We start from the raw sequence: 13,614 nt of genomic DNA on the forward strand, positions 1-13,614 counted from the left end.
GGGTATGCGGGTATGAGGGTGTGAGTTGGCAGCACCTTGGCTCCTACCCGCATATTCTCCTCCCCTCTTACCCGTGAGAGTCCGCATCATAGCCATCAGTTTAGAAATCATAGCCATCTGCGGTTCTAGTTCAGTGCGTTGTTTTTGAGCGTGTCCTGGGCGGCGGCTTTTTCGGCCTTGCGGGCCTTACGGTCGGTTTTCACGGCCTGCTTTACCTCGGGCGCCACCTTCTGAAACAGCTCCTGCAGGTTGTTGTAGTCGCGCTGGAAGATCAGCGAAGCGCCGGTGCGGATGAATTGCCCGTCGATGTCCTCGTAGGCGTTGTTGCGGAAGGCGCGCAGGCGCAGGCGGCCGTCGGGCAGGATGTTGTACTCGATGCTCACGTCGCCGGCAAACTGGCTGGCGGCGCCGGCGCCCTGGGTGGCCTGCGAACCGCCGCCGCTGCCGCCGGCCAGGGGCACGTCGGTGCCCAGGCGCACGCTCAATCGGTCGTTGAACAGCTGCCGGCGCATGGCCACGTTCAGGTCGGTGCGGTTTTGCTGGGCGCCCGAGCCGGTTACAGCGGTGTAGGAGTCCACGCCCAGCTCCAGGCCCAGACCGGCCAGGTACTCGCCGGTGAGGTTGTTGAGCTGGTCCGTCAGCACCTGGCTGGCCGAGCCGCGCAGCTGGTTGCCCACGAAGGTGCCGGGGCCAGCCGTGCTCTGGAAGGGGTTTTCGGCCACGAAGCGGTTCAGAGCCAGCAGGGCGAATACCTGCTTGTTCAGCTCGTTCACGTTGCTGGGCTGGCGCAGCTGCTCCAGCTTGGCCCGCACCGGCTCGGCCACCGGGCTGGTGGTGCCCTCCGGCACCCGGATATCGAAGCTAATGGCCGGTTTGAGCAGCTGCTCGGTCACGTTCAGGTACACCTCGAAGGGCAGGCGGTTGCGCGAGAGGTTGCTCAGCTCCGAGCCCGCGTCGAGCTGGTTGGCAATGAGGTCGGCGGCCACCGCCCGCACCCGGTAAATAGCCGACACGTTCAGCTGGGCGTTGTACGGGTCGCCGCTCCAGGTGATAAAGGAGCCCGGGGCAATGTCGAATTTGCGCTCGGCCAGGTCGTAGAGCGAGAGTTGGTACTGGCCCTGGGTTACGTCGAGGCGGCCGGTGAGCGTCTGGGCGCCGCGCTCATCCAGCACCGCGTTCAGCGTGCCTTCGGCGCGCACTTTCAGGTTGTCGCCGGCGGCCTCGTCGATGACGATGGTAAAGGGGGTGTTGTCGTTGATGGTAATGTTGGCGCGCACGTCGTAGCCGGTGGCCACGGCCGCGCTGTCGATGTCGTTGGCGGCGGCCAGCAGCAGGGAGTCGGTGTTGGGCTTGGGCCCGTCCTTGTCCACGAACACCACGATGCCCTCCCGCTCCACGGCCACGGCCTCGTCGGTGGGCACCACCACGGTCAGGTTCGAGCCCTCGGCCACGGTGGCGCGGGTGCGCACGTTGGGCCGCTGCAGGTTGCCGCGCACCTGGGTTTCGGAGTCCACGAACAGCTTGCCGTAGTACAGCGGGTTTTCGCGGCGGGTGCTCTGCACGGCCAGAAACTGGTCGGTGGTGGCGGTCAGCTCCAGGCGGTACTGGCCCACCTGCGCCAGCTGCCGCGCCGGCACGATGTAGCCGTCGACAATGGCCCGGCGGCCCAGCGAGTCGATGATGGCGAACTGGTCGAAGTGCAGGCCGCGGTCGGTCAGGGTCAGCTCCTGGTCGGAGAGGCGGAACGGGGCGCCGAGCTGCGAAAGGGTAAAGCCCCCGTCGCGGAAGCGGGCGGCGCCGCGCAGCTGCGGGTTGGCGGTGGTGCCCGTCACGGTAAAGCGGCCGGTCAGGGCGCCGGTCGACTCCTGAATCTGCCCGGCCGAGAAGGGCTCAATGGCTTTCAGGTTGAACTGGGCAATGTCGGCCACCACGTCGAGGGCGCCGCTGGTGGCGTAGTAGCCGGTGAGGCGCACGTCGGTGCCGTCGTTCTTGGTCAGCTGGGCGTTGAGGTCGTAGCGGTCGGCGGTGTTGTTCTGCACCTGGGCGCGCAAATCCCCCAGCACGTACTTGTTGTAGGCAAAGCCCAGCAGGTTGAGGTCGGCGGTGAAAGCCTGGCCGGTGCGGGCCAGGTTGTAGGCCACGGCCTGCCCGTTCAGGGTGCCGCCCACCAGGGAATCCTGTAGGCCGGCGGCCCGGCCCAGCCCGTTGAGGTCGAGGTTGCCGAGCTGCACCTGCAGCGGGTTGCGCGGCCCGGGCAGCGTCTGCAGGGCCAGAAACCGGTCGGCCGCACCCTGGTTGCGCGAGATGCGCACGTTCTGGGCGTCGATGTTGCCCGTCGACAGCGTGTAGCGCACTACCCCGCCCGGGGCGGCCGTCCACTGCTTGTTGTCGAGGACGATGTCGGGCGCGAAGCTGAACTGGTAGGTCTGCGCCCCGTTGAGCACCTGCAGCGTCCCGCCCAGGCTCAGCCGCTGCACCGAGTCCGACTCGGCAATGCGCAGGCGGGTGCCCACCTGGTTGTTGGCAATGCTGCCCGCAATGCTCGGGTTCGGAATCTTGAGCGTGGTATCCTGGTAGGCCTGGTCGAGCGAGAGGCTGTAGTCGAGCTTCTGCGGGTCGGAGCCCACGCGCAGCTTCAAGGAGTCGAGCGTGGTGCCGGAGTAGCGGATGCGGGCAATGTCGGTGCGCACCGTCAGGTTGGCGGCGCGGCTGTCGTAGCTGCCCGTCAGCTGGAAGGGCGAAATGCGGGTGAGGCCCGACACGAAGCGCGGCAGCAGCAGCGCCCCGGTGCGCGGCACTTTCACGTCGAAGGTGAAGCGCCGGTCGGCCCCGGAGGCTCGGTACTGCACGCCCGGCAGGTCGAAGTACCGGTCGATGTGCTGCTGCAGCTCGGTGGCAATGTCGCCGAGGCGGGTGTTGCCGCGCAGCGTCGCCTGCAGGATGCTGGAGGTGAAGTCGACCTCCACCCGGCCGGCTTCCTGCACGATGCGGGCGTCGAGCGAGTCGAGCGGAATGGTTTGCCCGTCGAGGTTGATGACTACGCCGTTGCCCTGCACCGTGCCGTTGATGGTGTTCAAATCAGAGCCGCGCAGGTTGGCGTCCAGGTCGCCCTTGAGGCTAAGCTGCCCGCCGGAGTAGAAGCCTAGGGCCGTCAGGTTCAGGCCCTGCACCGAGCCGCCGAAGGAGTACTGCGGCGCGTTCGGGTTGCTCAAATCCACCACGCCCTTGATGTTAAAGGCCGCGTTCTGGTCGCCGGTGCTGCGGGCCACGATGTCGTAGCGCTGCCCCGTGATGCCCACGTTGGCGTCGATGTTCTTGTAGGTGTAGTTGCCGTAGCGGGCCTGCGTGAGCTTGGCCGTGAGCTGCCCGCGCATGGTCGCAGGGTCGAAGCCCACGCCCGTGTAAGTGCCCGAGCCCGTCACTGGCCCAATATCGGGCTGCTTGAGCAGGCGGCCCAGGTTGAAGCCGCGCAGGTTAAAGCGGGCATCCAGCGGCTCCCGGCCGGCGGGGCCGGGCCGCAGGTTGGCCGCAATGGTAGCGCCGCCAAACGAGGTATTGGCGTTCAGGTTGATGGCCAAGTCGTTGGCCGTCGGCCGCCCTTTCACGGTGCCGCTGAGCGTGGCCCGCTCGGGCAGCTCAATGACGTCCTGCGGAATGGTGCCGGCGGGCAGAATGTCGAGCAGGTCGCGCTTGGTGGTGGTCAGCTCCCGGATGTTGAGGTCGGTGTACAGGCGGCGGTCGGTGTTCGGCAGGCCCTGAATGCGGCCCGAGGCGCGCACGGTGGTGCCGCGCAGGCCCACCAGCTCCACGTTGTTCAGGGCCAGGTTGTCGAGGCGGCCGTTCACCTGCCCACTCAGCAGCACCGACTGGTTTGGGCCGCTGGTGAAGGGCTTTTCGGTAATCAAATCGGGCGCCAGGTACAGAATGTCGCGGAAGCCCAGGCGGGTGTTCTGCAGGTTGGCTTCGATGCGCGTCTTGCCCATGGTGCGCTCATCGGCCAGCGCGCCCAAAGAGTCGAAGCCGATGGCCAGGGTGCGGCGGATGCGGGTGTTGGGCGTAATCAGGTCGAGGTTGTCGAGGCGGATCTGCACCGAGTCGTACACCACGTCGGCCTGGGCCTTGTCGACGCGGAAGCCGCTCTGCTCCCGCCCGCGCAAAAGGTCGATGCGGCCGGTGGTCCGGTTTTCGGTGTACACCAGGTTGCGGGTGCGCAGCGCCAGGGAGTCGAAGAGCAGGTGGTTGTAGTCCATGGCCGGCAGGCGGGTGCGCTGCTTGGCCTCGTCGAGGTTGTCGAAGGCGAAACGCACCCCGCTGATATCGGACTTGCGCAGGGCCACCCGCCACGACGTGGGCACGCCGGTAGCCTGGGCCACCGCCGAATCCACTTTCTCCACGGTTTCCTCGGGATTAATCACGCGCTGCTCCACCGGCACGGTGGAATTTTGCGCGTAGCTGATTTCCGAGTTGCGCAGCACCAGCGTGTTCAGCCCGATGCGCTGCCGGATCAAATCGATGTTATCCGCCGTTACCAAGGCCTGCCCGATTCGGGTCTTGATGTACTGCTTCGAGGGGTCGTTTTCGTAGTTGAGTGCCACGTTGTCGAGCGTGGCCCGGTCCAGGCCCAGGGTCAGCGTGAGCGGCTCCGAGGGCGTATCCGGCGGCACCTTGGTTTGCTTGATGCTGAAGCCGGTGTTCTTCAGGCTGGCCGTTTCCACCCGGTAGATGCTGCGGTCCACGTCCACTTCCTTCATGCTCACGGCCAAATCTCCCACGCGCCCGCGCACGCTCATGCCGTCCACCTCGTCGTTATAAGTCAGGTAGATGCGGGCCAAATGAGCGTCGCCGATGTCGTACTTGAAGCCGCCCGTCGAGTCGGCCGCGGTGGTCTTGGCCGTGTCGGCGGGAGTAGCAAAGGCAGCCAGGATGTAGTCGAAATTGTAGGTGGAGTCGGGCAGCGTGCGGTTGAGGTGCACCGTGCCGTCGGTCAGCTCCACGTTGCTCACGTTGATCTGCGACTTGGTCAGCGCCCAGATGTCGATGCCCACGGCCAGCTTGCCCACCGACAAGAGCGTGTCGCCCTTCTGGTCTTCCAGGTACACGCCCTCCAGGGCCACGCCGTGCTTCCAGTCGGTCCGAAACTTCCCAATGCGGACTTCGGTCTTGATCTTGTCTTGCAGATAGCCGGCCGCTTTCTGGGCGGCCCAGTCCTGCACGGAGGGCACCTGCAGGGCGAAATACAGCCCGACTGCCACCAGAATAATCAGGCCCACGAGGCCCAGCAAGCCCCAGAGCAGCCAGCGCACGGGGCCGGGCAGCCGGTGGCGCGGTGCGGGCTCAGGAGCCGGCGCCGCGGGCGGAGTAGAGGTAGAGTTTGCCAAGTGTTGAGAGAGAAGCGCGGAAGGCCGCTCGCCCGAAAGCTGACGGCCAGAGCCCTTTCGGACGAACTTCGGCGGCAGAATGTTACACCGGCCCTCTTTTTGTGGGCCCCAGCTCGTCGGTTCCGGCAGTTTGATTCCGTAGTAGCCGAGCCACCCGCAGCACCGGCGGCCACTGCTGGTTTCGGCAGCAGCCCGGCTCCCTTGCCCGACGGCGGTAGCCGCCTATCGGCCCGCTACTGCGCTTTCCAACCCTGTAGCGCGGCGTAGAGTAAACACTTACTCGCCCCGGCAAAGCTTCCGTTCAGAAACTGCGGTAGAATCGGCTAAATATCCGACTTTTGCCCTCCGATTTCTTGCATCTTTTTTTTATGCGCCTCCGTTTCCGCATTCCCTATTTCACGACCTGGGGCCAGCGCCTTGAAGTGCGCGGCTCCGGCTCGGCCCTGGGCGACTGGCACCCCGACCGCGCCCTGCGTTTGACCTACCATCCCGGCACCAACACCTGGGAAGGCGAAACGGAGCTGCCCGCCGCCGAAGCGGCCGAGCTGCGCTATAAGTACGTGCTCGTCGACGACAACGGCGGCGCCGTAACCTGGGAAGGCGGCCCCGACCGCACCCTCAGCCTCGCCGGCGAAACCTACGCCACGGTGGTGCTCGACGAGTTCTGGCACCAGCCCGAGCTGCCCGAGTACGAGCTGCAGACCAACGCCTTCACCCAGGCCATCTTCCGCCGCCCCGCCGACTCGGCCTGCCACCAGCCCAAGAAGGCCCGCAGCCGCGCCGCCGACGCCACCACGCGCTTCTCGCTCAGCGCCCCGCGCATCGCGCCCGGCCAGTGCTTGTGCGTGCTCGGCTCCGACGCGGCCCTCGGCGCCTGGGACAACCAGAAGCCCCTGCTGCTCTCCGACGCGACGTTCCCCGTCTGGTCGGCCGACGTGGTGCTGGCCGACGCCGAGAAGCCCGTCATCTATAAGTACGGCCTCTACGACGCGGAAAAGAAGCAGTGCATCGACCTGGAAACCGGCCCCGACCGCGTGCTGCCGCCCTTCGAGGGCCGCGACACCCTGCGCTGGCGCCACGACGAGCTGTACCGCCACCCCGAGGGCCCGTGGAAGGGTGCCGGCGTAGCCCTGCCGGTGTTTGCCCTGCGCAGCAAGCAAGGCCTGGGCGTGGGCGAATTTCCCGATATCAAGCTGCTCGTGGACTGGGCCGTCGAAACCGGCTTGCAGCTGGTGCAGGTGCTGCCCATCAACGACACCACCGCCACCCACACCTGGGTTGATTCGTACCCCTACGCGGCCATTTCGGTCTTCGCCCTGCACCCGCAGTACGTCAACCTCGACAGCATTGCCAAGCTGCAGAACGAGGAGCTGCAGCGGGAGCTGGACGAAACGCGGGAGCTGCTCAACACCCGCGACTTCGTGGACTACCAGCCCGTGACGGAGGCCAAGTGGAAGTTTCTGCGCGCCCTCTACAAGCAGGAAAAGCCGAATTTCCTGGCCGACGAGGAGTACCAGCAGTTCTATCAGGAGCAGCAAAGCTGGCTGGCGCCCTACGCCGTGTTCAGCGGCCTGCGCGACCGGTTCCGCACCGTCGACTTCCGCCAGTGGCCCCAGGAGTTTCAGCAGCCCAGCGCCTGGCTCGATGCGCTGCTCGACCCCAAGCACGCGGAGTTCGACGAGTTCGGCCTGCACCTGTTCATTCAGTATCACCTCGACAAGCAGCTGCGCGAGGCCGTGGAGTACGCCCGGCAGCGCGGTGTAGTCCTGAAGGGTGACCTTCCCATCGGCATCTACCGCCACTCCGTGGAGGCCTGGACCCAGCCCGAGCTGTACCACCTCGACCAGCAGGCCGGCGCCCCGCCCGACGACTTCTCCGTCACGGGCCAGAACTGGCGCTTCCCGACCTACAACTGGGAGAAAATGGCCGAGGACGGCTACCAGTGGTGGCAGCAGCGCATGGGCCACCTCAGCCGCTACTTCGACGCGCTGCGCATCGACCACATTCTGGGCTTCTTCCGCATCTGGGAAATCCCGAATCACGCGGTGGAGGGTCTGCTTGGCCACTTCTCCCCCGCCCTGCCCCTGCACCGCGACGAAATCCGCGCCCGCCTGGGCTGGTGGGACTGGCAGCGCCTCACGCAGCCCTACATCCGCTGGCACATCCTGGAGGAGCTGTTCGGGCCCGATGCCAACGCCGTGCGCGAGGAGTTCTTGGACGACGCCGGCCACGGCTCGTTCCGGGTGAAGGAGTTCGTGAATACCCAGCGTAAGGTCGAGGCCGTGTTTGAGGCCCGGCTGGAGTTTGCCGAGGGCGACGAGGAGCAGCGCCTGCTGCGCCAGCGCACCGGCCTCTACCGCCTGCTCACCGAAGTGCTGTTCGTGGAAGCGGAGGGCTCCAATGGGGAGTTCTGGCACCCGCGCATCACGGTGGATAAGTCGCGCACGTTCCGGGAGCTGGACGACCACACCCGCCAGCGCATGCAGGACCTGTACGTCGACTTCTTCTTCCGCCGCCACGACGAATTCTGGCGCCAGCAGGGCCTGGTGAAGCTGCCCGCCGTGCGCTACGCCACCGACATGCTCATCTGCGGCGAGGACCTAGGCATGGTGCCCGCCTCGGTGCCCGGCGTGATGCGCCAGCTCGGCATGCTCGGCCTGAACATCCAGCGCATGCCCTCGGCCACCGGCATCGAATTCTCCCACCCCAACGACGCCGCCTACCTCTCCGTCGTCTCCCCGTCGTGCCACGACATGAGCACCGTGCGCGGCTGGTGGGAGGAGGACCACGAGCGGACCCAGCGCTTCTTCGAGCAGCTGCTGGGCCACTACGGCCAGCCCGCCCCCTACTTCGCCGAGCCCTGGGTAGCCCGCGAAATGACGGTGCAACACCTCTACTCGCCCGCCATGTGGGCCATCTTCCCCCTGCAGGACCTCGTAGCCCTCGACCCCGCGCTGCGCCGCCAGAACCCGCAGGACGAGCAGATCAACGTGCCCGCCAACCCCGAGCACTTCTGGAAGTACCGCTTCCACATCCCGCTCGAAGACCTCAAGCAGGAGTCAGCCTTCAACCAGCAGATCAAAGAGCTGGTGGAGCAGAGCGGCCGCGGCCCGGTGCAGTAACCGATGCAGCCCCCCAAAGCAAAAGCGCGGCGCCCCAACCGGGACGACGCGCTTTTGCTTTGAGAATACGCTAAACAATCGTTGTTGCCGCTGTGGCTCCCCCTCTCCTTTTCGGAGAGGGGGCCGGGGGGTGAGGCGCACCTACTGCAGCACAATCCGGCTGCTGCCAGTTTCACGCTCGTTGCTCAGGCGCAGCAGGTACACGCCGGCCGCTTGCCCGCGCAAATCCACCGTTTGGCTGATATCGGCCCCGGCGGGCAGGATTTGGCGCAGCACCGGGCGCCCCAGGGCGTCCACCACTTCCAGCGTCAGCGGGCCGCGGGCACCGCGTACGGCCACCGTCAGCCTGCCGGTGCTGGGGTTGGGGTACACGCTGGTCTGCCAGCTGGCTTTGGATTGGGCCACGGCCGTCACGCAGATGTTCGTTTCATCGGCCCCGACCACCGGGGTGTTGGGGTTGCGGGCTTCCCCGTCAATATCCGCTACCACGTTGGGCAGCACCGTTGCCACGCCCGCCAGGCCGCAGTTCTGCCCGGTCAGGTGCAAATCAGCAGCCGACACAAAGGCCGGGGCCACCGACACGCTTCTGGCGTCCTGCCCGGTAGCCGTGCGGATGCCGGAAACGGTCGTCACGTCGCTGCCGCTGATGCTGGCCAGGGCCGACTGTGCGCCCGTCGTCACGAAGTAGTCGTTGCTGGTGCTGGCGCGCAGCGTGCTGGCGGCGGTACCCACCAGCATCAGCGCGTAGGTGCGGCCACCCGCCGGGGTGCTGCCGATGTTGTTCACCAGGATGTTGTTCAGCACATCTACGCCCGTTACGCCGGTATTCAGCAGCAGGGCCGCACTCTGCGGAGTGGCCCCGCCGCTCATCGTGCCGCTGAGCGCCACGGTGTTGTAGATGAGGCTGTTGCCCCCGCCGCTGCTGGCCAGAATGCCGTGCGGGGCGAAGCTGAACCCATCGTCGCCGTAGCTGAGCACGTCGCGCACCATGTTGTTGCTCACCAGCACCGCCGAAGCCGCGTCGGAGGAGGCCAGCCGGATGCCTACCGCGCCGTAGGAGGTGGCCGTGGTGTTGCCGGTGTGGGTGATGTCACTGATGAAGTTGCCGCGCACAAAACCCTCGCGCGAGGTGCCGCTGACCTGTATGCCCGTCACGGCCGGGCTGGCCGCCCGCGTCACGCCCGCCACGGTGTTGGCGCGCACGTCGAAGTGCTGGCTGTTGAGCACCACCACGCCCGTCGTCCCGATTTTCTCGGCCGCCACCGTAGCCCCGATGGTGTTATTCACCACCTGCACCGAGTCGCAGTTGTTCTGCAGCTGCACGCCCACGTTGGCGCGCTGCACCAGGCAGTTGGCCAGCCGGCCCGCCGTCACCCCGTCGAAGGCCACGCCGTAGCCCGTCGTGCTGCTGCCCGCTATCAGCTCCGAGTTGCTGATGACCACGTTGCGCCCCGAAGCGAAGATGACGCCGCTGGCCGAGCCCGTGCCGTCGTTGCGCAGCCGTAGCCGCCGGTTCTGCGCCGTGCCCCCGTCGATGCCCACGTAGCTGGCATTGATGATGAGCAGCGGCGTGGTGGCCGAGCCGCGCAGCAGCACCGTACCCGTACCCACCGCCGGCTGAATCAGCACCGCCCGGGGGCTAGTCGTCGGCGTGGGCCGGGTGCCAGGATTGGCGTTGATGGTTATCGGAAACGTCTCGCCCGCGTAGCTGGCGTCGATAAGGCGGAAGGTCAGGTTGCCATTCAGCTCCGAGCGGTTCAAATCAGCTACGGCGGCCGTCAAGGTCGGGTAGTCGGCCGCGGCCGAGGTACCGACCGTCTTCACCCCGCTGATAAAGCCCAGCACCCGGTACACGTAGGGCCGCGTGGGCGCGCTGGTAACGGCCGCCACCGAGGTACCCGCGAAACCCACGCCGGGGCTGGCTGCCACGTTGGGCGTCGTAGCCAGGTCTTGGGCCACCACGAAGTACTGTACGGAGTCGCCGGCCACCGGGGCGCTGCGCAGCTTGGTCACGTCGAGCTGGAAGCTGAAGGGCGAGGCGGCGTTGGTGGCTTCGGTCCATTTCCAGCCGTTGCCGCTGGCGTCGTTGGCCGCGGTGAAGCTATTGGCATCGGTGGTTTTCTTATAGTACAGCCGGGGCTTGGTGCCAGCGGCTACGTTTACCCCGCTGGCGTCGGTAATAGCCACGCCGCTCAGCGTGCGGCTCGTCAGGCTGCTGCTGTTGCCCAGCGGCGTCAGCACGATGGCCGGCCCGGCCAAATCAATGCGCTGGAAGCTGCCCTCATCAGCCCCGATATCCGGCGTTGCCAGGTTACGCGCGTCCCCATCGATGTCGGTGGGTACGCCGGTGCCGCCCACCAGGCTCACCCCGCCGCTTTCCACCTGCGTGGGCACATTGGGGCGGATGTGCAGGTCCGAGCTGCTCACAAACGGCGGGTTTTCCGTCACCGAGGCTTGCTCGGCCGGCGAGGCCAGTTGCTTGAAATCGGTCAGCGTCACCGCTACGGCAGGGGCGGTGGTGTTGGCCCCGTAGAAAATCGGCCGCTCGGGTGCGGGCGTGCCGGCGTAGTACAGGTTGTTGCCCGAGCCGTTCGACAGCGTCGTCAGCGTATTCGTCGCCTTGAAAAAGGCCGCCCCGATGCCGCCCGTGCCCAGCCCGCTCACGCGGTTCACGAAGATGTTGTTGACCAGGTAAGCCGGCGTACTGGCCCCCGACATAAAGAAGGCCCCGCTCTTGTTGGTGGCTACCGTGGCGGCGTACTCCACCAGCACCGTGTTGTGGAACACGTTGTTGTTCGAGCCCCCGCGCAAGCTCAGGGCCCGCACCGCCGTGCCCGCCGTGCTGGCCGGCGCCGCCACGTTCAGCACGAAGTTGTTTATCACGTTGACCGTCGTCCCCCCCGTCACGTCGATGCCCACCGCAAACGCCGTGGAGCCCCCCGCCCGCACCCCATCGACGCGGTTGCGCAGAATGGTGGAGGTCGTGCCCCCGTCGATGTAAATGCCCTCCACGATGCCCGTGCCCGCGGCGGTAGTCACCACGTTGCGCAGGGTGTTATCAGCCAGCTCCACCGAGTTGCTGCTCCCCGTCGAATACAGCCCGTACACGCTGCCCGGCCCCTGCACGTCGGTTACCTCCAGCCCGTACACCCGCAGCCGCTGCTGCGACTTCAGATACAGTGCGTACACGATGGTCGTGGTGGGCGGTCCGCCCGAGGCCGGCAGGCCGATCTGCGAAATTAGGCTCCGCCCGCCCGGCAGCGTCCCGATTTCGTTGTCCTGGTCATAGGTCGACGTAGCCCCCGCCAGGTAGTAGGCGCTGGTGCAATTGCTCACCGCGTTGTTGTAAAAGCGGTTGGCGTTGTTGTTGCCGTCCAGCAGATACACTCCGTACGACTTATTGGAGTTGCTGCGGCTCAGCTCGATGCTACAGCCCTGCACGGTGTTGTTGGTAGCCCCGTTTTTCAGCCACACCCCGAACTCGGTCATGTCGGCCGCGGCCGTGTTGGCCGGATTCTCGCGCAGCGTCAGGCTGTCGAGCCGCACGTAATCGGCCCCGTCCAGCGTCAGCAGCGCGTCGTTGGCGCCGCTGCCCACCATCTGCAGCACCGGATTGGCCCCGCGGCCGCTCTTGCTGAACCGAATTGGATTGGCCGTCGTCCCCGAAACGGTAATAGCCGGAATGGTTTCGGTAAACGTGGCGCCCGCCCTCACTTGGAACGTGACGCCGCCGCTGCCCACGCCGCCCGCGTTCAGCGCCTGCACTGCTGCGGCAAACGTGGTGTAATTGTTGGCGCCGGTGCCGGCCGGGTCAATAGTCTTGGTGCCCGTAAGCTGGGCCATAGCCCCGGAGCTGAGGCCGCAGGCCGCCAGCAGAAGTATAAGGTGTCGCATAGGCAGTGGGAAAGGTTGGAAGTCCAAGTACCAGAAATTCCCCAACTACTTCAACTACTCATTGCCCACTAACACAACCCTGCGCCCCCCAACGCGGTACTTCTGAGCTACCCCATGCTTAGCTACTGATGCCTGTCTCCAAACGACGCCCCTTCAAACGCCCCCGCCACGTTCCCGCCACCGACTACGAAGTGGTCATCGTCGGGGCCGGAGCCGCGGGCCTGAGCGCCGCTCTGATTCTGGGCCGTTGCCGCCGCCGCGTGCTGCTCTGCGACGGTGGCCGCACGCGCAATCATTTCTCTCCCGCCGTGCACGGCTTCCTTTCCCGCGACGGTATCAAGCCCCAGGAATTGCTGCAGCTAGGCCACGGGCAGCTCAAACCCTACGCCACCGTCGAACAGCGCCAGAACTGCGTCAATACGGCCTACAAAGACCCCGAAACCGGCACTTTCCACCTCACCCTCGATTCTGGCCGTGAGGTGACCACGCGCAAAATTATTCTCGCCACCGGCGTTACCGATATCCTCCCGACCATTGAAGGTATGCACGAGCTCTGGGGCCGCGGCGTCTTGCATTGCCCCTACTGCCACGGCTACGAAATCTGCGACCAGCCCGTCGCCGTCTACGGCACCGACAAATCCGTCGCCGGCTTCGCCCTCCTCATTAGCCGGTGGTCCAAAAACGTAGCCGTCTGCACCGATGGCTGGACCAGCATGTCCGAGCACGCCCGTCACCGCCTACAACGGCACGGCATCACTATTCACGAGCAACCCATCCGCCGCTTAGTAGGTAAGCGCAACCACCAGCTTCGCCACGTTGAGTTCAAAGATGGCAGCATGCTTACGCGTCACGCAATTTTTATCCACCCCAGTCAGAAGCAGCGTAGTGACCTAGCTGCCCAGCTAGGCTGCCGCGTGCTCCAGCGTAGCGGCGCAGTCTGGGTCGACAAACGAATTCAAACCTCCGTCTTTGGTGTTTATGCCGCCGGCGACACCACTCCAGCGGCTCAGCAAGCATTGGTAGCGGCGGCGGAAGGGGCGCAAGCGGCCATCAGCTGCAACGAGCAGCTCACGCGGGAGGAGTGCGCGTGAGGGCCGGGGCGTCCCGCGCGGCCGGTTGCGGCCGGGCTCCGGCGCAGGGCCCGCGGGAAACGGGGCCCTTAAACGGCGACAGCCCCGCGGTCCGGGGCTGGACCAGCGGGGCTGGGGCGTGACAAGGTT

4 protein-coding genes are annotated in these 13,614 nt (G+C 66.2%); 2 read left to right on the forward strand and 2 right to left on the reverse strand.

Annotated features, from left to right (window positions below; genetic code table 11):
• Window positions 1–125: 125 nt before the first annotated feature.
• Window positions 126–5,378 carry a translocation/assembly module TamB domain-containing protein gene (locus EJV47_RS20335; RefSeq protein WP_126695041.1) on the reverse strand — a complete coding sequence of 1,751 codons (5,253 nt, stop codon included), beginning with the start codon at window positions 5,376–5,378 and terminating at the stop codon, window positions 126–128.
• Between the two features lie 368 nt (window positions 5,379–5,746).
• Between EJV47_RS20335 and EJV47_RS20340 the strand changes: the two genes are divergently transcribed.
• Window positions 5,747–8,500 carry a 4-alpha-glucanotransferase gene (locus EJV47_RS20340; RefSeq protein WP_126695042.1) on the forward strand — a complete coding sequence of 918 codons (2,754 nt, stop codon included), beginning with the start codon at window positions 5,747–5,749 and terminating at the stop codon, window positions 8,498–8,500.
• 141 nt (window positions 8,501–8,641) lie between these two features.
• On the opposite strand, the gene EJV47_RS20345 is transcribed toward EJV47_RS20340, so the two are convergent.
• Complete coding sequence (locus EJV47_RS20345; protein ID WP_126695043.1) at window positions 8,642–12,394, reverse strand: T9SS type A sorting domain-containing protein; 3,753 nt, start codon at window positions 12,392–12,394, stop codon at window positions 8,642–8,644.
• 128 nt (window positions 12,395–12,522) lie between these two features.
• Between EJV47_RS20345 and EJV47_RS20350 the strand changes: the two genes are divergently transcribed.
• Window positions 12,523–13,485 carry an NAD(P)/FAD-dependent oxidoreductase gene (locus EJV47_RS20350; protein WP_126695044.1) on the forward strand — a complete coding sequence of 321 codons (963 nt, stop codon included), beginning with the start codon at window positions 12,523–12,525 and terminating at the stop codon, window positions 13,483–13,485.
• Window positions 13,486–13,614 lie beyond the last annotated feature (129 nt).

The organism is Hymenobacter gummosus, from assembly GCF_003970915.1.
Lineage (GTDB): Bacteria > Bacteroidota > Bacteroidia > Cytophagales > Hymenobacteraceae > Solirubrum > Solirubrum gummosum.